General features: G+C 65.1%; 13 protein-coding genes. 6 read left to right on the forward strand and 7 right to left on the reverse strand.

What is annotated here, in order from left to right; all coding sequences use genetic code 11:
- Nucleotides 1–23 precede the first annotated feature (23 nt).
- The 5 genes from AB1824_03335 to AB1824_03355 form a co-directional block, all read right to left on the reverse strand.
- A complete protein-coding gene (locus tag AB1824_03335; protein ID MEW5763988.1) occupies nucleotides 24–1,094 on the reverse strand; it encodes a hypothetical protein in 1,071 nt (356 codons plus the stop codon).
- A gap of 238 nt (nucleotides 1,095–1,332) precedes the next feature.
- Nucleotides 1,333–2,592, reverse strand: coding sequence for an adenosylhomocysteinase (ahcY, locus tag AB1824_03340; GenBank protein MEW5763989.1), 1,260 nt, complete (start codon nucleotides 2,590–2,592; stop codon nucleotides 1,333–1,335).
- A complete protein-coding gene (gene metK / locus AB1824_03345) occupies nucleotides 2,589–3,779 on the reverse strand; it encodes a methionine adenosyltransferase (protein MEW5763990.1) in 1,191 nt (396 codons plus the stop codon). The genes ahcY and metK overlap by 4 nt, the downstream gene beginning before the upstream one ends.
- A gap of 87 nt (nucleotides 3,780–3,866) precedes the next feature.
- A complete protein-coding gene (locus AB1824_03350; protein ID MEW5763991.1) occupies nucleotides 3,867–4,472 on the reverse strand; it encodes an MXAN_5187 C-terminal domain-containing protein in 606 nt (201 codons plus the stop codon).
- Between the two features lie 151 nt (nucleotides 4,473–4,623).
- Nucleotides 4,624–4,857 (reverse strand): hypothetical protein, encoded by a 234-nt coding sequence (locus AB1824_03355; GenBank protein ID MEW5763992.1) that lies wholly within the window; start codon nucleotides 4,855–4,857, stop codon nucleotides 4,624–4,626.
- 321 nt (nucleotides 4,858–5,178) lie between these two features.
- Between AB1824_03355 and AB1824_03360 the strand changes: the two genes are divergently transcribed.
- From AB1824_03360 to AB1824_03370, 3 genes are all read left to right on the forward strand, one after another.
- Nucleotides 5,179–6,075 (forward strand): hypothetical protein, encoded by an 897-nt coding sequence (locus tag AB1824_03360; GenBank protein ID MEW5763993.1) that lies wholly within the window; start codon nucleotides 5,179–5,181, stop codon nucleotides 6,073–6,075.
- Nucleotides 6,076–6,164: 89 nt separating this feature from the next.
- Complete coding sequence (locus AB1824_03365) at nucleotides 6,165–6,569, forward strand: hypothetical protein (GenBank protein ID MEW5763994.1); 405 nt, start codon at nucleotides 6,165–6,167, stop codon at nucleotides 6,567–6,569.
- Between the two features lie 2,338 nt (nucleotides 6,570–8,907).
- Nucleotides 8,908–9,255: a carboxypeptidase-like regulatory domain-containing protein gene (locus tag AB1824_03370; protein ID MEW5763995.1), complete on the forward strand. Its 348-nt coding sequence runs from the start codon at nucleotides 8,908–8,910 to the stop codon at nucleotides 9,253–9,255.
- A 4-nt stretch (nucleotides 9,256–9,259) separates the two neighbouring features.
- Here AB1824_03370 and AB1824_03375 read toward each other — a convergent pair whose 3' ends face one another.
- Both AB1824_03375 and AB1824_03380 read right to left on the reverse strand, forming a co-directional pair.
- A complete protein-coding gene (locus AB1824_03375; GenBank protein MEW5763996.1) occupies nucleotides 9,260–9,844 on the reverse strand; it encodes a ribonuclease HI family protein in 585 nt (194 codons plus the stop codon).
- Complete coding sequence (locus AB1824_03380) at nucleotides 9,841–11,016, reverse strand: DUF362 domain-containing protein (GenBank protein ID MEW5763997.1); 1,176 nt, start codon at nucleotides 11,014–11,016, stop codon at nucleotides 9,841–9,843. The genes AB1824_03375 and AB1824_03380 overlap by 4 nt, the downstream gene beginning before the upstream one ends.
- 186 nt (nucleotides 11,017–11,202) lie before the next feature.
- Here AB1824_03380 and AB1824_03385 point away from each other — a divergent pair, with 186 nt between their 5' ends.
- The 3 genes from AB1824_03385 (at nucleotide 11,203) to AB1824_03395 (ending at nucleotide 18,928) form a co-directional block, all read left to right on the forward strand.
- A complete protein-coding gene (locus AB1824_03385) occupies nucleotides 11,203–12,489 on the forward strand; it encodes a Glu/Leu/Phe/Val dehydrogenase (GenBank protein ID MEW5763998.1) in 1,287 nt (428 codons plus the stop codon).
- Between the two features lie 171 nt (nucleotides 12,490–12,660).
- Entirely contained in the window at nucleotides 12,661–15,438 is a 2,778-nt protein-coding gene (locus tag AB1824_03390; protein MEW5763999.1) for a PEP/pyruvate-binding domain-containing protein, read from the forward strand.
- Nucleotides 15,439–15,676: 238 nt separating this feature from the next.
- A complete protein-coding gene (locus AB1824_03395) occupies nucleotides 15,677–18,928 on the forward strand; it encodes a vitamin B12-dependent ribonucleotide reductase (GenBank protein ID MEW5764000.1) in 3,252 nt (1,083 codons plus the stop codon).
- The last annotated feature ends 91 nt before the right edge of the window (nucleotides 18,929–19,019 follow it).

Consider the following 19,019-nt stretch of genomic DNA (forward strand, 5'->3'; position numbering starts at 1 on the left):
CGAAAGACCCGGCATGCGCCCCCTCAGACCTCCTGGAACATGAACGGCCGCAGGCACTCCAGCCGGGATTCCACGTCCTCCGGGTGGATCATCCAGGTGGCCGCGGCCACGCTGGACAGGATGGAGTTCCCGTCCTGCGGCGTGTAGCAAAAGCCCGTGATCTGCGTCCCCCCCCGGGAGACGGCGAGGGATCGCACGGGCAGGACCGTCTGGCTGAGGATCCGTCCGTAGTAGCCGTGGTCCCGCCCGAAGGAGAAGACCGTCCCGGAGGATTTCTTGTAGGTCACGGCGACGCGGCGGTTCGCGTGGATGTGCCCCATGAGAGCCTCGAGGGTGACGGGTTTGCGAACCCTGAGCTGGAACCAGATCGTGTGCATGTATTGGGTGTTGATCTTCACGGCCGAAGAGTAGATGTCGAGTTCCTGGCCCAGGGTCTTGAACAGGTGCCACGCGTCGCGGGCGTGATGGGTTCCGAAGGTCTCGTCCTCGTGCCTTCCCGCCTGGGGGGAGGGGATGTACGAACCCTCCTGGGAGATGTCGTTGGCCCTCCTCATGCACAAGAACCTCCCCTCGCCGAGGTTCTGCGGGTTCTCGCCGTTTTCCATGCCCAGGACGTGAAGGATCGCCGCGATGTTGTGGGTGTTGCACGAGACGATCTGGATGAAGCGGTCCTCGCCCGGCACCAGGGCCCTGTCGTTGATGCCGCGGGCGTACATCTTCCCGAACCCGAATTCGGAGCCCTGGGCGAGAAAGCCCTTGACGCCTTTTGCATAGGGGAGGTAGAGCTTTTCCTTGTTCTGGTTCCCCACCGGGGTGCAATCGATGACCACGGTGGCCCTCTGGAGGGCGTCCGAGGCCGTCAGGGAGGGCTCCATTCCCATCTTGTGAAAGCCCTCATAGGCCTCCGGGTCCGCCGCCAGCAGGGCCCCGTCCTGGAGGAGGGCCGTGACCTTGGATCGGTCCTCCAGAAGCGGCGTCCGCTTGTGGAAGGTCACCTCCTCGAAGCCGAAGTGCTCTTTCATGCGGCAGAGGAGGCCGATGAGAGGCTCTCCGATGGTCCCCGTACCGACGACGTGCACGACTTTCCTGGCCATGGCATTCACCTCCTCGGGCGCTCGATTCGCAACCCCGAAAAGATCCCGCCCATCGCACCGGCTTCCTCTTCGATCCGGCCTCCCTGAAATGGGACGGGGGAGCGTGCGCGCTCCCCCCGTCGCGGTCCTTCTCGCGGGCCCATCGGGCCCTTTTGTCTCAGTATAGGTCCCCCGCCGGGCGGCGCAAGTCCTGGTCGGGGCGCACCCGAGCGCCCCCCATCGGGACCCCTCGTTCGGCCTAGGTCCCTTCCTGCCAGGACGCGAGGTACTTCACCTGCTCCGGCGTGAGGACGTCCATCCGGTAGCCGAGGGTGCCCAGTTTGATCCGGGCGATCTCCAGGTCGATCTCCTCGGGGATCACGTGGACGGCCTTGGCCAGGCCGCCGCGGTGACGGAGGATCCACTCCGCGGAGAGGGCCTGGTTGGCGAAGGACATGTCCATGACCACGGCGGGGTGGCCCTCGGCCGCCGACAGGTTCACGAGCCGCCCTTCGGCGAGGACGCAGACCCTCCGCCCGTTGGGCAGGTCGAACTCCTCCACGAAATCCCTGAGCGTCCTGCGCCCCGTGGCGATCTCGTAGAGTCCGCCCTCGAGCTGGAGCTCCACGTTGAAATGGCCCGAGTTGCATACGATGGCCCCGTTCTTCATGGCGAGGAAGTGTTCGGTCCGGATCACGTGCTTGTTCCCCGTCACGGTGATGAAGAGGTCGCCGAGAGGCGCCGCCTCGGCCATGGGAAGCACGGTGAATCCGTCCATGATGGCCTCCAGGGCCTTCACGGGATCCACTTCCGTGACGATCACGTGGGCGCCCAGCCCCTTGGCCCGCATGGATACGCCCTTCCCGCACCACCCGTACCCCGCCACCACGACGGTGGAGCCCGCCAGGAGGATGTTCGTGGCGCGGATCACCCCGTCAATCGTGGACTGGCCCGTCCCGTAGCGGTTGTCGAACAGGTGCTTGGTCATCGCCTCGTTCACCGCGATGATCGGGTATCCCAGGACCCCGGCCTTGGCCATGCTCTTCAGCCGGATGACACCCGTGGTCGTCTCCTCGGTGCCCGCGACCACGTGCTCGAGGGCCTCACGCCGCTCGCCGTGGGCCAGGGAGACGAGGTCCGCTCCGTCGTCCATCGTGATGGCGGGGCGTGTGTCGAGGACGGAGCCGAGGTGGCGGTAGTACGTGGCGTTGTCCTCCCCCTTGACCGCGAAGACGGAAACGCCGAAGTCCTCCAAGAGGCTCGCGGCCACGTCGTCCTGCGTGGAGAGGGGGTTGCTCGCGCAGAGGGCCACGGAGGCGCCCCCCTCGGCCAGGGTCCGCATCAGGTTGGCGGTCTCGGTCGTCACATGGAGGCAGGCGCCTACCCGGATTCCCTCCAGGGGTTTTTCCTTCGCGAACCGCTCGCGAATCTTCGCAAGCACCGGCATGTTCCGGTCCGCCCACTCGATCCGGACGCGGCCCTTCGCCGCCAGGGCCCGGTCTTTCACGTCGCCTTTCATGCTCCCCCCTTCGGCTCGCCACGGAGGCCGCACCGCGACCTCAACTCGGCGGCCTTGCCGGTCCGCTCCCAGGTGAATTCCTTCTCCCGCCTACCGAAGTGGCCGTAAGCCGCCGTCTTCCGATAGATGGGCCGGAGCAGTTTGAGGTAGTGGATGATCTCGCCGGGACGCAGGTCGAAGACGGCCTTCACGGCGGCGACGATGCGCTCCTCGGCCACGACGGCCGTGCCGAACGTCTCCACGAGCACGCTGACGGGATGCGGCATGCCGATGGCGTAGGCGATCTGCACCTCGCACCGGCGCGCCAGGCCCGCCGCCACGATGTTCTTCGCGATGTGGCGGCCCATGTAGGCCGCCGAGCGGTCCACCTTGGAGGGGTCCTTTCCGGAGAAGGCCCCGCCGCCGTGGCGCCCCATGCCGCCGTAGGTGTCCACGATGATCTTGCGGCCCGTCACGCCGGAATCGCCCATGGGGCCGCCGATGACAAAACGCCCCGTTGGGTTGATGAAGAATCGGTCCGCGCCCGGGAGCAGTTTCTTCGGAAAGACCTTGCGGATCACCTCCTCCGTGACGCCCTCCCGGATGTCCTTCTGGGACGCTTCGGGGGCGTGCTGCGTGGAGATCACGATGGCGTCCACGCCCACCGGCCTCCACCCCTCGTAGCGCACGGTGACCTGGCTCTTGCCGTCGGGCCTCAGGAACGGAAGGACGCCCGCCTTCCGGACCTCGGCCAAACGGCGGGTCAACGCATGGGCGAAGGTGATGGGCGCGGGCATGAGCTCGGGGGTCTCGTCGCAGGCGAAGCCGAACATCATCCCCTGGTCGCCGGCCCCCTGCTCGCCCCGCCGGTTCCTCCTCCGGTCCACTCCCCGGGCGATGTCCTGGGATTGATTCTCAAGGGCCACCAGGACCCCGCACGTGTTGCCGTCGAAGCCCATGGAGCTGTCCACGTACCCGATGCCGGTCACGGTATTCCGGACGATCTTGGGGATCTCCACGTAGCACGACGTGGTCACCTCGCCCGCCACCACGCAAAAGCCGGTCTTCAGGAGGGTCTCCACGGCGACCCGGCACTGTTTGTCCTTCTCGAGAATGGCGTCGAGAATGCCGTCGCTGATCTGGTCGGCGATCTTGTCGGGGTGGCCCTCGGTAACCGATTCGGAGGTGAAGAGGAACTCTCGCTGCATGGCTTTCTGTTCCCTTTCGAAAGGCTGAAAATCAGCGGGCTTTATAGCACCCGGGCGGCGGGCCGGTCAAGGTCCGGGGCGGCGGGGTCACTTCACGATTTTCGCCTTCAGCGTGACCTTGCCTTCCTTGGAGGAGACCGTGAAGACCACGTCCTTGGCGCCGTACTTGGACGCGATGGCTTCCTTCTGCTTTCGGATGTGGGCCTCGAAGGCCTTGAAATCGGTCTGGGGGAGCTCCCCCGCGTCGATCCTGGCCCGAATGAATTCCTCGAACAGACTCCGGAGGGGGTCGGCCGGAGGGGCCGCCTTGGGGGCCGCCGCGGGCGGGGCCTTCCGTGGGGCGGGTTGGGGGCGCGCCAGCTCCAGATCCTGCAAGTCCTTCTTGGCCCGGCTGATGGAGCCCGCCAGCCGCGGATCCTTCACCAGCCCGTCCTCCCTGGCCCTCAGCCATTTGTTCCATTGCTCGTTGTGGAGGATGTACTTGTTCATGAAGCTCTGGAAGAGGAATTGCTGGGCGATCTTGCTCAGGCCCGATGCCGCGTAGGCGCGGGTCAGGCGGTCGAGCTCGCGGTGCTCCGCCGTGGGCGGGTCCTTGGCCCCGCCCGCGAAGAACAGATCGTACTGGTGCCGCACCACCTCGAAGAGGCGCTGCATGCGGGCCATGTCCTTCGGAAAGTCGCTCTCGCCCGGCACCTGGTGTACTCCGAGGCAAGGCTACTACGATCGCCTTTCTTTTTCCAGGCCGTAGGCGCACCCTCGTGCCGCGCCCAGCACCCTCTTGACAGGAGGGGGTGGGGGGTAAATTCTTGCCCTGAAAAGGGCAGGAGAAGCGGTTCCCTCGGGGTCATCCGGGGCGTGGCTTCAGGAGGATGGCCGGGTAGGCCCTCGGGAGAGGCCCCTCCTCCCCGGCTTTGGAGGCGTGGCGAACCGGGAGTGTGTGTCTCCATAAGACCTTCAGGGACGCCAGGAGGGTGAGTGCCGTGAGCAAGAAGACGATCCGCAGGGTATCCATAAGCGTGGCATTGTGGGTCTGCTGCTCGATCTGGCTGTGGGCCATGAGACCCAGAGACACGTACATCGGCACTTGGTACGAAGGCACAATCTACGGCGGTTGGTGCGCAGCCGACGTTCCATCGGATTGCGCGCAGGTCTTCCCGTAGTGTTGCAGGAGGGGCGGAGGGGAACGATTCACGATGTCTCCTCCGCTCCTCCCTTTTTCAGGGGGTGATGAAGGATGATTCGCGAGGTCGCTCTGAGCACTTTCCTGGTGGGCATCGCTTTGGTCCCCGGCTACGCGAGACCGAAGACTCCGTCGATTTCGAGCCCTCGCGCCGTGGAGGTACACCCTCCGCCAGAGTTTCCCGTTTCCTTGGTTCCTTCCGGTAGTGGAGGGATTTGGATGCTGGACGCCCTGGGCTGCTCGGCGCTTCGAATCGACGCTTCGGGAAAGGTGTTGGGACGCATCGGTGGACCTGGCAGGGGAGACGGCAAGTTCTCCCAGCCGGGGACCATTTCCGTTGGCGACGGCCTGTTGGCCGTGGCCGACCAAAACCGAGAAGTTCAAGTATTTCAAGAACAAACGGGGAAGTTTGTGGCCCGCATTCCGGACGTGTATCTCTGCAACCCTTTCTTCGGTTTTCAGATCTCCAAGTCCAGGATTTTGTTTATTGGCCATGGGTTTGAGAGGCAGCCTCCCCCTGCGGAGGAGCCCGTCGAGGCATTGATCCTCTTCAGCAGGACCTGGAGCGATCCCACCCCCGAGATCTTGGACCGAATCGCCGTTCCGGGTTCCAAGCGCGGTGCGCTCTCGCTTCTTCCCTTCGGTTCAGGTTTCTCGACGTACTGGAAGGGACACGGCTATGCAGTGCTCAGCGCCGTGGACGGCCGCGTTTCTATCTTGGATGAAGGATTCAAGAGACGAAGAATCCATGGTGTCGGCACTTTGGAATTGCCCGATCTGTCCGCGCCCGCCCTTTCTTCCATGAGCCCCGCGGCCAGGGCGGCCCTTTGCGCGAAGACCCCTCATATTGTCGGGCTGACTCCATGGAAGGACTACCTGGGCATCGTTTGGTTCTTACCAAGACCCGGCGGCCCACAGCTGGTCGTCCGCTGGCTGGACACCGATCTTCGTTCCGCCGGAGAGAGTCCGGTTACCCTTCCTTGGGGCATCACCCAGGACGACACGATCGTGACAGCCAGCGACGACCAGGGCCGTATTTGGTGGCTCTTGGTGCGGGTGGCGGGAGAAACGAGGTCATGGAAACTATGGGTGTCCGACGTTCGAATGGGATCGTGATCTCATCGGTCCTTTCCTTCGCAATCTTGTGGTCATTTGCCTTCGCCATCGGGTGCAGGCATAGTACGGCGTCCCCTTGGGATAAAGATGTGGTGCGTGAAGTGTTCGGCGCTTCGGACCAACGCTTCTACGCACTCCTCATTGTGGATGCGGGCGATTGCGCGTGTTCCTGGACGGGAGCCTACCGCGCCGCATCCTCGGCCATCAGAAGGGAAAACCTGCCGTGCTTCCTGGGGGTGGTCCTGGAAGGACAGCACCCGGATGCCAGCTCGTTTTTCAAGACCCACAGTATTTTGAACGGGTGCGGGTTTCAGGATCCTGAAGCCGCCTTCTCGACACTTCACGAACTTAGCCGTGATCAGCTTCCGATGCTCGCCGTCTGGGACAAGGCGGGCGGGTTCCCCCCGCGGCGGGTGCTCCAGATCCGAATTTCCCCGGTCGCTCGCGACCAGGAGATGGCCGGGGCCCTGGTGGCCTCTCTCCACGCCTTTTGAGGACGGGTCGGGCATGAGAAAGGCTGTCTTGTGGATCTTTGCGGGCTTGCTTCTCCCCCTTGCTCTTATCAATGCGAACGCCGAAGACGCGGCTTCTTGGTGGATCGCTCCCGCCAACGGGGGAGGACCAGCCATCCTGGCGGCACCTGGGGATCTTCATAAGCCCCAGGCCTTCGACGCCCTTCTCTGGAGGGAAGGCCGGCCTTTTCTGTCGGTCGGGAAGGGCTCGGTGCCCGAAGCCCTGGCAAGGGATTCGCTCCCTCTTGAAGTGCGGGTGGTCGGGGAGGATCTGGCGCCCCTTTCGAATCTTCTGATCGAGTTCAGGCCATCCGACTCGCCGAATCTGCCAGAGCCCATGGGACGTGTGTTCACGAGCGCGGATGGGTCGGCTGTCCTGTGGCGCCTTCCCGGACAGTCGCTTGATGTGTGGATTGAAGACCCGACTTGGTTGCCCGCGAAGCGAACCGCCTCACCCGGCGAATGGGAAATCGTCCTGAAGACTCGCCGCACCCAGGGGTACTGGATCAAGGTCCAGGACACCTGGGGCAGGGACGTCAGCGGGGCAAGGGTCGTCGTGCCCACCTCGGCCCTGGAGAGTGACCCCTTTGCCCTTCTGAAGCCCGGCGCAAAGGAGGTCTCGGGCTGGGCCACGGACAACACGGGTCTTCTTCTCCTTCCCAATGGCGCACGCCCGAACGCGGTCTTTGTATGGGCGCCAGGCCTGGCTCTCGGAACGGTCGCGGTTCGCCCCTCGGGAAGCCGCGTCCGTCTTTCTCCGACCCAGGCGTTCTCCGTCAAACTAGCGGGATGGACCCCCTCCACCCAAGCCGTCGAAGTTCAGGGTGACTGTGTCTTCGCTTTGCCGGGGTTTCCTTCCTCAGTGCAACAATTCGAGGTGCGCTTTTCTCGCCATGCCGCGGAGGTCGCCCCGCCCGTTTACCCTTGCCGGCTGGAAGTCCGTTGTCCTGGCTACGCCACGCAGAGCGTCTACCTGGAGCGACATCCCGAACCGGAGACGCTGCAAATCGCTTTGGAAAAGGCCATCTCTCTTCTTGTTCGTGTCACAGACGAGACCGACCGCGCCCTTCCCGGAGCGATCCTGACCTGGAAGGAGGACGGAAGGCGGATTCGATTGGCAGCAGAAAACGACGGATCGGTTTCCCTGAAGGATCTTTCTCCCGCGCGCGTTCCGTACCGTTTCACCGTCCACAAGGACGGTTTTCTCGAGGAGGACACCCCCCCCATTGACCCCCGGAGGACGCCTCTCGTTCATGTGCGGCTCAGTCAGGGAGCTCAGATTTCGGGGCGAGTGGCGCGGGAAGAGGATCTTCAACCCGTCGGCGGGACTCGTGGGGTCTGCGAGGCCTTGTCCGGGGACAGCTCACAAGGCCCCATCATGACGATTTCCACTCAGGACGACGGCACATTTCGCGTATCCGGACTGGAAGGGGGGGATTACCGGCTGACCTTCGCTTCCTCCGAAGGGATCGCGGATGCCGTGGACGTTCATTTGCTCGATCGGCAAGTCGCGGACGTGGGGACCCTCCTCTTAAGGGAAAATCCCGTGTTGGAGGGACGGCTGGTCTTCCCGGAGGGCGACACGGTGCCTCCGGGGGTGCCCTTGACTCTCCGGCTCGCACAGGACTTCAAGGATGCGCTCGCGGAGCGTCCGTGGAAATCCCGTCAAACTTCCACGGGCGACAAGGGGATCTTCCGCTTTGCGGGCATCGGCAAGGGTTCGTTCTTTCTGGAGGCGCATTGGGCGGGTTGGACTCTTCGACATGGTCCGATTACCGTCGGCCGAGAGGACATTCACCTTGGGGACATCGTTCTTCGGCGTCCCGCCGCATTGGGAGGGGTTGTGCTTTCGACCGGGTCCTTTCCTCTTGAGGGCTATCGGGTCTCCCTCAGCGACGGACCCTTCGACATAAAGCCCAAAGTGGCTTGGCTCGCGGAGGATGGCACCTTTCGCTTTGACCAAGTGACGCCAGGCGTCCTCTTGATCTCCGTCTTCGAACCTCTCCATGCGACACCCAAAACGAGCCTCCCTGTTTCTCTGGCGGAGGGCGAAGAAAAAGAGATCCAAATTCCCCTCGAAGGCACCACACTCGAACTTCTGCTCAGCATTGAGGGAGTGCCCGCCTCGGAAGGGTATCTGGTAATCAGGCCATCCAGTCCCTTCCCCTTTCAAGGAATCCTGCAGGTTTTCGGAGAAGGGGGGAGCGTTACGCTGGGTTTGCCGCCGGGTCAAGTCCGAGGGAACGCGGATCAGGCCGGCCGCCTCGTGCTTCAAGGAGTAAGGCCGGGGCCGGCCCAAGCCCTCCTATCCCTGGGAGGAATGCGGTATCTGCAAAACGTCGTGGTCCCCGAGGGCTCCCCGGCCGCCGCTCAGTGGAATTTCCAAGGCAGAACCGTCACGGGAAGCGTGGTCGATTCGGAGGGGGCCCCAGTGTCCTCCGCCGTAATCCACGCCGGGTACTCAGGACAAGGCACCTTCCCCGGTTTCACGACCCGAACCGATGCATCCGGGCGTTTCGAATTGGCCGGGCTGGGAGAAGGCGCGATCGTGCTTTCTGCGCGGACGGCCGATGGCCGAACGGCGACTTACGACCTGTCCCTTTCTTTCGAGGTGCCCAGCGCTCCCGTGGTGATTCGGCTGTCGGAACCCGGGCCAGGCGCGCCCTGACTGATCAGGCGCTCTCGCTCCCCTCGCTCCCGGCCTGCTGGTCCATGGCGAGGTTGGCGAGGCGGTCGGCCTCCACGTTCTTTTCGCGGGGCACGTGCTCGAAGACGACGGGACAGCTCGGGAGGTGGCGCCTCGCCTCGAGGTGGAGCTTCACCAGCTTCCGGTCCTTGATGCGCCATGCCCCTCGCATCTGCTGGATCACGAGGAGGCTGTCGGCGCGCACCACGAGGCGGGAGGGCCGCCTCGCCTTGGCCCGCTTGAGGCCTTCGATGAGGGCGTGGTACTCGGCCTCGTTGTTGGTGGCCACGCCCAGGGGGAGGGCGAAGTCCTCCACGCGGCCTCCCTCCGCATCGAGGAGGACGCCCCCCGCGCCGGCGGGCCCCGGATTGCCCCGGCTCCCCCCATCCGTGTGCAGGATCAATTCGCCCGTGGAACCGGACCCCACCGCGTTCTCCCTTTTCAGGGACGCAGCGAGGGTGGAGAAGAGGTCCTCGAATTCCCGGCGGCTCGCCTCCGAATCCTGGCCGAAGCCCGTGGCCTTGGCATGGCGGTAGAGGCGCCGAAGGAGGTCCAGGCGGTCCCGCGTCACGCCTCTTCCCCCTTCCGGCCCGCGGGAGACAGAAGGGCCTCCTCGGGAGACAGCGGGCATCCCCTCAGCACATCCATGAGGCGGTACTCCCGCGTGCCCAATCCGAGGGACTCGGCGTAGGCGAGCTGGGCCTGCCAGTCCACCGACGGGTGGAGATCCCGGAACTTGTCGGACCCCGGCTCGTAGGCCCTCCTCAGCCTCGTGTTGGGGAGTCCGGGCGCCGCCTCCACGAGATCCGCCGAGGCCTGGTCGATGGCCACGGGGTCCGTGGACGCCAGGATGCCCACGTCCGGAACCAGCGGGTGGTCGGACCACGGAAGGCAATCGCAGTCGGGGGTCATCTCCAGGAGGAAGTTCAGGAAGAGGGCCTTGCCCGTCTTGGCCCTCAGCACGCCGAAGGCCACCTCGGCCATCTTCTCGCCCAGGATCTCCGGAGCCGAGTCCCACTGGATTCGGAGGGCCCCCTGAGGGCAGTGGACGATGCAGTCCCCGCACCCCTGGCAAAGGTGCCAGTCGAAGCGCATGAGGGCCTCCTCCGCCTCCACCGCCCCGGCGGGGCAGACGGACGCGCAGGTCCCGCACAAGGTGCACTTTTCGGGTTCCTCGTAGGACGGCTTGACGTTTCCGTGCATCTGCTGCTTGGCGGCCCGGCTGCCGAGTCCCATGCCGACGTTCTTCACGGCGCCGCCGTACCCGGACGCCATGTGCCCCTTGAAGTGCGTCAGGACCACGAGGGAGTCGGCGTGGTGGGCCGCGGCCCCGTATCGAACGGACCGGAAATGCTTCAGGTGTACGGGAACTTCCACGAATTCCTTGGACGTGAGCCCGTCGGCCGCCAGGAAGGGGGCCCCCGTTCCATGAATGTCGTATCCGTGGGCGTGGGCGGCGAGGGCGTGGTCCACGGCGTTGTCCCGCGGGCCCCGGTAAAGGGTGTTCGAATCCGTGAGGAAGGGCCGCCCTCCTCGCCGGCGGACCTCCTCCACCACGGCCCGGACGAACTGGGGACGAAGGAAGCGCGTCGTGCCCGGTTGGCCCACATGCACCTTGATGGCCACCAGGTCTCCCTCCCTCACGGTCCCCTCCCCCGCTTCCGCGTACAGGCGGGGAATGCCCTCCAGAACCGAACGGTTCCCGACGGAGCGTGAGGTCAGAAAATAGACGACCGCCGCCATGAGGCCCTCCGTGACGGAGGCATTGTACACCCCGCGGGAGGCCTGGGCCGATAAGGTGCGGGAAAAGGCCCCAGGCCCGGCGGACAGGCCCTCCCGCGTTGACACTCCGCAGCCCCCCCTGCTAGAGTCCCTGTCTTTGGGCGGGCCGACGTGAGCCGGCGCCCTCGACGAGCGAGGTGAGTTCTGATGGAAAAGAAGCCTTTCAATCCCTTTGAGATGGCCCAGCAGCAGTTCGACGCGGTGGCGGAGAAACTCGGCCTGGACCAGGGCACGCGCGACCTCCTGCGGAATCCCCTCCGCGAGTATCACTTCCTGATCCCCGTCCGCATGGATGACGGATCGTACAAAGTCTTCCGCGGGTTCCGCGTCCAGCACAGCGACGCGAGGGGCCCGTGCAAGGGCGGCATCCGCTTTCACCCCCACGAGACCGTGGACACGGTGCGGGCCCTCGCCACCTGGATGACGTGGAAGTGCGCGGTGGTGGACATCCCTCTCGGCGGCGGCAAGGGCGGCGTCATCTGCAACCCGCCGGACCTTTCCGATCGCGAGCAGGAAGGGATCTGCCGCGGATGGGTCCGCCAGGTCGCCCGAAACGTGGGCCCCGTTCAGGACGTGCCGGCGCCGGACGTCATGACCCACGGCCAGCACATGCTCTGGATGATGGACGAACTCGAGAAGATCCGGGGGGAGAAGCTGCCCGGCTTCATCACCGGCAAGCCCGTGGGCATGGGCGGGTCCCTGGGCCGCACCGAGGCCACCGGATACGGCGTGGTCTACTGCATCCGCGAGGCCATGAAGGAACTCGGAATCGACATCAAGGGCGCCACGGCGTCCATCCAGGGCTCCGGCAACGTGGCCCAGTACACCCTCGACCTCTTCAGCCAGTACGGCGGTAAGGTCATCGCCATCTCCTGCTGGGACCAGAAAGAGAAGAAGGCCTACACCTACAAGTGCAAGGACGGGATCGCCTTTGACAAGCTCATGGCCGCCGTGGACAAGTTCGGCACCATCGACCAGGCCAAGGCCAAGTCCTACGGCTGGGAACAGCTCCCCGGGGACGCCTGGATCGACCAGGAGGTCACCGTTCTCGTCCCTGCGGCCCAGGAGAACATGATCAACGGCGACAACGTGAACCGCATCAAGGACTCGGTCAAGATCATCGCCGAAGGCGCCAACGGGCCCACGACCCCCGAGGCCGACGCCGTCATCAAGAAGCGGGGCATCTTCGTGATCCCCGACTTCCTGGCCAACGCCGGCGGCGTGACCTGCTCCTATTTCGAGCAGGTCCAGTGCAACATGAACTACTTCTGGGAAAAGGAAGAGGTCCTCTCCAAGCTCGACCAGAAGATGACCTCGGCCTTCAAGGCCGTCTCCAAGCTGGCGCGCGACAAGAAGGAGTTCATGCGCGACGCGGCCTACATGATCGCCATCCAGCGCGTGGCCCAGGCCTGCAAGCTCCGCGGCTGGGTGTAACGGGATTTCGAATTTCGAATTTCGAATTTCGGATTTCGAATTCCGGAATCCGGAGTTAGGCTAGACAGGCGGCCCGGCGGCATAGCCGGGCCGCCTTTTCTCATGGTCCCGCCCGATCCGGCCCGCGGGTATGGCATCATGGGACCCGAGGATCGTTCCGTGGGAGGTTCCATGTCCGACCGGTCGTATGTCAACGGCGAGGGTCCCCTACCCGAGGTTGTGGCGAGAAGCAAGGAACTGCGATGCCTGTTCGCCCTGTCCCGGGCCCTCGGGGAGCCCGGCCTCGACGTCGCCCGCCTGGCGGCCCGCGTCCACGAGATCCTGCCGGCCGGATTCCGCTTTCCGGAGTCCGTGGAAGTGAGAATTTCCTACCGGGGAGAGACCTTCTCCTCCCCCGGGTTCCGTCAGACCGCCTGGGTCCTCCGGGAGCCCCTTCCCATCGAGGGAGTGGGCCACGGGACCTTGGAGGTGGCCTACCTGTCCGTTCCGGATGAGGTCCACCGGGACCGGGCCTTCCACCTGGAGGAGAAGAAGCTGGTCCGCGTCGCGGCGCTCAAGATCGCCAAGGCTTTCTCCACCCTTTCGCAGGAAACGCCTTCCAGCGTGCCGGCGGCGGGGCCCCGTCCCGAATGGCAGATCATCCTCGATCTCCTCCGGGAAACGGATCCCAACCTCTGGAAGAGGCTCCTGAGGAAATTCCTGAACTACCTGTCCAACGTGGGAGCCCCCGCCGTCAACGAACTCATCGCGCGCTTCGACCCGGGTTCGGGAGTGGAGAGGGACCGCGAGTCCTGGGGCTCCAACCAGCCCCTCCAGAAGCGTGACGTTTCGGCCTTCGAGGGCGTTTTCGACGACCTGCTCGCGGTGGCCAGCGTCATCCTGTCCCACGACGAGATCACGGCTTTGGTCAAGAAGTGGATCCGGCAGGACCACGTCGGGTTTCTCGCTCTCGCGACGGAACAGAAAGACCTGACCCTGCCCCAGATCGCGGACATCGTGGAGCGGATCGACGAAGCCTCCCGAGAGGGCGAAGAGGCCCTCTCGGCCACCGACGCCCTCAACGTCCGAGTGGCCCTGACGAGGCGCTTTCTCACGGAGAGGCTGCCCTTCATCCGGGTGGCGAAGGAGTACCTGGGCATTTCCATGTTCGCCCGCCTCCTCCGGAGGGTGATCGGCCCGGCCCGAAGCACGGGGAAATTGGGCGGAAAGGCCTCGGGGCTCCTGCTGGCCGAACAGATCCTGCGCCAGAAAGGCGCGGGGGATCCGCTCGTGGAGAGCATCCGGTTCCCGAGGGCCTGGTTCCTGGCCTCGGACGGGCTCTTCGAGTTCGTCAAGCACAACTCCCTGGAGGATACCCAATCCTTCAAGTACAGCCCCCCCGCCGAGGTCCGCCGAAGCTACCCCTACCTCGAGCAGGTCTTCAAGCACTCCTTCTTTCCTCCCGAACTCACGACCCAGCTCAAGGTGGCGTTGGACGAACTCGGGGAAGGCCCCCTCATCGTCCGATCCTCGAGCCTCCTCGAAGACAGCGAGGGCACGGCGTTTTCGGGGAAGTACCGGAGCCTGTTCCTGGCGAACATCGGGAGCCCCGAGCAGAGGCTCTCGGCCCTCCAGGACGCCATCGCCGAGGTGTACGCCTCGGTCCTCGGCCCGGACCCGATCCAGTACAGGCGGGAGCGCGGCCTGTTGGACTTCATGGAGGAGATGGGAATCCTGATCCAGCGGGTGGTCGGCGTGCCCTGTGGGAAGTACTACCTTCCCGCCTTCGCGGGCGTCGCCTTCAGCCACAACGAGTTCCGATGGTCCCCGCGCCTCAAGCGGGAAGACGGCATCCTCCGCATCGTGGCGGGCCTGGGAACCCGGGCCGTGGACCGCGTGGGCGACGACTACCCCACCCTGATCAGCCCCGGACAGCCCGGCCTCCGCGTAAACGCCGACGTGAGCCAGGCCATCCGGTACGCCCAAAAAAAGGTGGACGTCATCAACCTCGAATCCGGACGCTTCGAGTCCGTCGACTTTCAGGATCTGCTCCGGGAAGTGGGCGACGCGTATCCCCTTCTGGAGAAGGTCGTCTCCTTCTCCGAGGACGGCACCCTCCGCAAGCCCGCCGGCCGGCTGCTGGATTTCCGCCCGGAGGACCTCGTCATCACCTTCGCGGGCCTCTTCGAGGGAACCCTTTTTCTCAAGCAGATGCGGGCCATGATGACCCTCCTCGAACAGGCCATGGGGGGGCCGGTGGACGTGGAGTTCGCCCACGACGGTCGAAACCTGTACATGGTCCAGTGCAGGCCCCAGAGCCGGGCGGGCGACGAACGGCGCCTTCCCGTGCCGGAGGACGTTCCCCCGGAGCGCCGCCTGTTCACGGCGAACAAGTACGTCACGACGGCCCAGGTTCGGGGCATCCGGTACATCGTGTACGTGGACGGGGCGGCCTACGCGGCCATGGCTTCCGAAACGGACATGATGGCCGTCGGCGAGGCCGTGGGGCGGCTGAACGCCCTCCTGCCGCACCGTTCTTTCATCCTCATGGGTCCGGGACGCTGGGGGAGCCGGGGAGACATTCTCCTCGGGGTCCGCGTGACTTACTCGGACATCAGCAACAGCGCCATGCTCGTGGAGGTCGCCCGGCGGAAGGGCTCGTACGTGCCCGATCTCTCCTTCGGGACCCACTTCTTCCAGGACCTCGTGGAGTCACGCATCCGATACTTGGCGCTTTACCCGGACGACGAGGGAGTAATCTACAACGAAGGGTTCCTGGCGGGCGCTCCCAACGTCCTCCCGGTGCTCCTTCCGGAATACACCTATCTGGAAGAGGTCCTCCGGGTGATCGACCTGGACCACGTGGCACCGGGTTGCCGCCTCGAGGTGATCATGGACGGGGAGCGGGACCAGGCCCTGGCCCACCTCGTGGAGGCCTCCGAGGCCGGGCGCGAGGACCTCTCAGGATAGAGATTTTCACAGGCAACGGGCCCCTTCACCTCTCATTTTAAGGGAGTTTTGGATGGCCGGCCGGGCCGAGACCCGGATGGGGCCTCGCTTTGGGGCCCATCGCCCCTTGACAACCACAAGATGTTGCGCTATATTTTGGCCGCGCCTGAACATATTGGGGTATTCGGCGGCGAATAACCCCTTCCAATGCTGGACCTTAGGGGCAGGCCCCCCTTCGGCAGACGAGGAGAACGGAGAAATGGACTCGACGAAAACCGCGGCGAACCCTCCCGGGCCGACCCCCCATCGCAAGAACCCTTCGAGCGAGCCCGCCGCAGGCCCGCCGCAGACCGACAAGCCCGGTTCCCCGCCCGGCCTGAACGTGGAGGCCCTCTTGCCGTTCCGCCTGAGCCGCCACTTCACGCGCCCCGAATTGGATCCGCTGGACGAGGTCCGCTACAGCCGCCGCACGTCCAAGATCGTGAACGTGGACGGCTCGGTGGTCTTCTCCATGGAGAACGCCGAGGTGCCCGAGGACTGGTCCCAGCTCGCCTCGGACATCGTCATCAGCAAGTATTTTCGAAAGGCGGGCGTGCCGGGGGCGGGGCATGAAACCTCCGTGCGCCAGGTGATCCGCCGGATCGCCCACACCCTTCGCGCGGAGGGAGACCGCTTCGGCGGCTACTTCGAGAGCCGGGAGGAGGGAGACGCCTTTGAGGCGGAGCTGAGCCACCTGCTGGTGACCCAGAAGGGCGCCTTCAATTCCCCCGTCTGGTTCAACCTCGGCCTCTGGCACGAGTACGGGATCGAGGGGTCCGGCGGGTCCTATTACTGGAACCCCGACACGGGGAAGGTCGAGGAGACCGCCAACGCCTACCAGCACCCCCAATGCTCCGCCTGCTTCATCCAGAGCGTGGACGACGACCTCATGAGCATCTTCCAGCTCGTGAAGAACGAAGCGCGCCTCTTCAAGTATGGATCGGGCACCGGCACCAACTTCTCCCGCCTTCGCTCCAGGGAGGAGAAGCTCTCGGGCGGGGGGACCTCCTCGGGGCTCATGTCCTTCCTCGAGGTTCTCGACCGCGCCGCGGGCGCCACCAAATCCGGGGGGACCACCCGCCGGGCCGCCAAGATGGTCATCCTGGACATGGACCATCCCGAGATCCTCGATTTCATCAACTGGAAGCGCCGCGAGGAGGCCAAGGCCAAGAAGCTCGCCGCGCTGGGGGTGGACATCGATGACGCCGTCCACACGGTGGCCGGCCAGAACGCCAACAACTCCGTGCGCGCCACCGACGCCTTCATGGAGGCCTACGAGAAAGACGGGGAGTGGACGACCACCTACCGCACCGTGGATCAGAAGGCGCACACCCACAAGGCTCGCCACATCATGAGGCAGGTGGCCGAGGCCGCCTGGGAGTGCGGCGATCCCGGCCTCCAGTTCGACACCACCATCAACCGGTGGCACACGTGCAAGGCGACGGACCGGATCCACGCCAGCAACCCCTGCTCCGAGTACATGTTCCTCGACGACTCGGCCTGCAACCTGGCCAGCCTGAACCTCATGAAATTCCTCGCCGAGAACGGGTCCTTCGACGTGGAGGGGTTCAAGCACGCCGTGGGGATTTTCATCACCGCCCAGGAGATCCTCGTGGATCTCTCCTCCTACCCCACGGACCGGATCGCCCAAAACAGCCACGATTACCGCCCCCTGGGCCTCGGGTATGCCAACCTGGGCACCCTCCTGATGGTCAAGGGGATCCCCTACGACAGCCCCAAGGGGTTCGCCTGGTGCGGAGCCATCACGAGCCTCATGACGGGGCAGGCCTACTCCGTTTCGGCGCTTCTCGCGCGGCGGAAGGGGCCTTTCCCGGGCTACGGCCCCAACCGAGAACACATGCTGGAAGTCATCAACATGCACCGGGACGCGAGCCTCAAGCTGGAGACGGACCTCCTCCCGGAGCCCCTCGCCCTGGCCAGCCGGCAGGTCTGGGACGACGCCCTCGTCTTCGGCCGCCAGTACGGCTTCCGGAACGCCCAGGCCACCGTCCTGGCCCCCACGGGGACCATCGGCCTCCTCATGGATTGCGACACGACGGGCATCGAGCCGGACTTCTCCCTGGTGAAGTTCAAGAAGCTCGCGGGGGGGGGCTACTTCAAGATCGTCAACCAGTCCGTGGAGAGGGCCCTGGACGCCCTGGGATACCCTCCCGCGCAGGTCCAGGAGATCCTGACCTACATCCTGGGGACGGGCCGCCTGGAGGGTACCCCCCACATTCACCCCGCGTCCCTGCAGGCCAAGGGGCTCACGGAGGAGGAGACGGCCCGGGTGGAAAGCCAGATCCCCAGGATCATGGACCTTCCCCAGGCCTTTTCCATTCACGTGCTCGGCGAGGAGACCCTCAAGCGACTCGGTTTCTCGCCGGATGAGGCGCGCAAGCCCTCCTTCAATCTCCTGGCCGCGCTGGGCTTCACCCAGGCCCAGATCGAGGAAGCCTCGCTGGTTGCCTGCGGCCACATGACCATCGAGGGGGCGCCCTATCTCAAGGACGAGCACCTCCCCGTCTTCGATTGCGCGAACCGCTGCGGAAAGCTGGGCCGACGGTTCATCGCCCCCCTCGGCCACGTGAAGATGATGGCCGCCGCGCAGCCCTTCATCTCGGGCGCCATCAGCAAGACGGTGAACCTCCCGGCCTCCATCACCCCCGAGGAGATCGAGCGGATCTACGTCGAAGCCTGGAAGCGGGGATTGAAGGCCCTGGCCGTGTACCGGGACGGATCCAAGGTGACCCAGCCCCTCTCGGACGGTTCCACCCAGAAGAGCGCCTCCGCCGAGCCGTCGGCTCCCGCCACCACCGCGGATTTGAGGTGGACGCCCCTCCAGCGCAAGCGCCTGCCCAAGAAGCGCCACGGATTCACGCAGGAGGCCCGCGTCGGGGGGCAGAAGGTCTACCTGAGGACGGGCGAATACGAAGACGGCCGCCTGGGAGAGCTCTTCATCGACATGCACAAGGAGGGAGCCGCCTTCCGGTCCCTCATGAACTGCTTCGCCATCGCCGTGTCCCTGGGCCTCCAGTACGGCGTGCCCCTGGAGGAATACGTGGACTGCTTCACCTTCACGCGCTTCGAACCCCAGGGCCCCGTCAGCGACCACCCCAACATCAAATACGCCACGTCGGTCATCGATTATCTCTTCCGGGTGCTCGGCATGGAGTATCTGGGACGGACGGACTTCGTCCAGGTGAAGCCGGAGGAGCTGGAGAAGATCGAGGCGCAAAAGACGCTGGCTTCCCCGACGGCCAGCAACCAGGAGGTTCAGGCCGCCGAGAAGACCCTCAAGGCGCCCGCTCCTCAGGTTCCGGTGTACAAGGCCTCGGGCGGGTCCCTTTCCTCCCACCTGTCGAGCATGATGGGTGACGCCCCCTTCTGCAACATCTGCGGCCACATCACCGTCCGCAACGGCTCCTGTTACAAATGCCTCAATTGCGGGAACAGCCTCGGCTGCTCCTGACGAACCTTCCACCCGTTGAAGCAGGGCCCGTCCTTCATCGGACGGGCCCTTTCTTTCAGGGCTCCCAAACCCGGCGAGCCCACACGGCCCT

The organism is Acidobacteriota bacterium (assembly GCA_040752915.1).
GTDB lineage: Bacteria > Acidobacteriota > UBA4820 > UBA4820 > DSQY01 > JBFLVU01.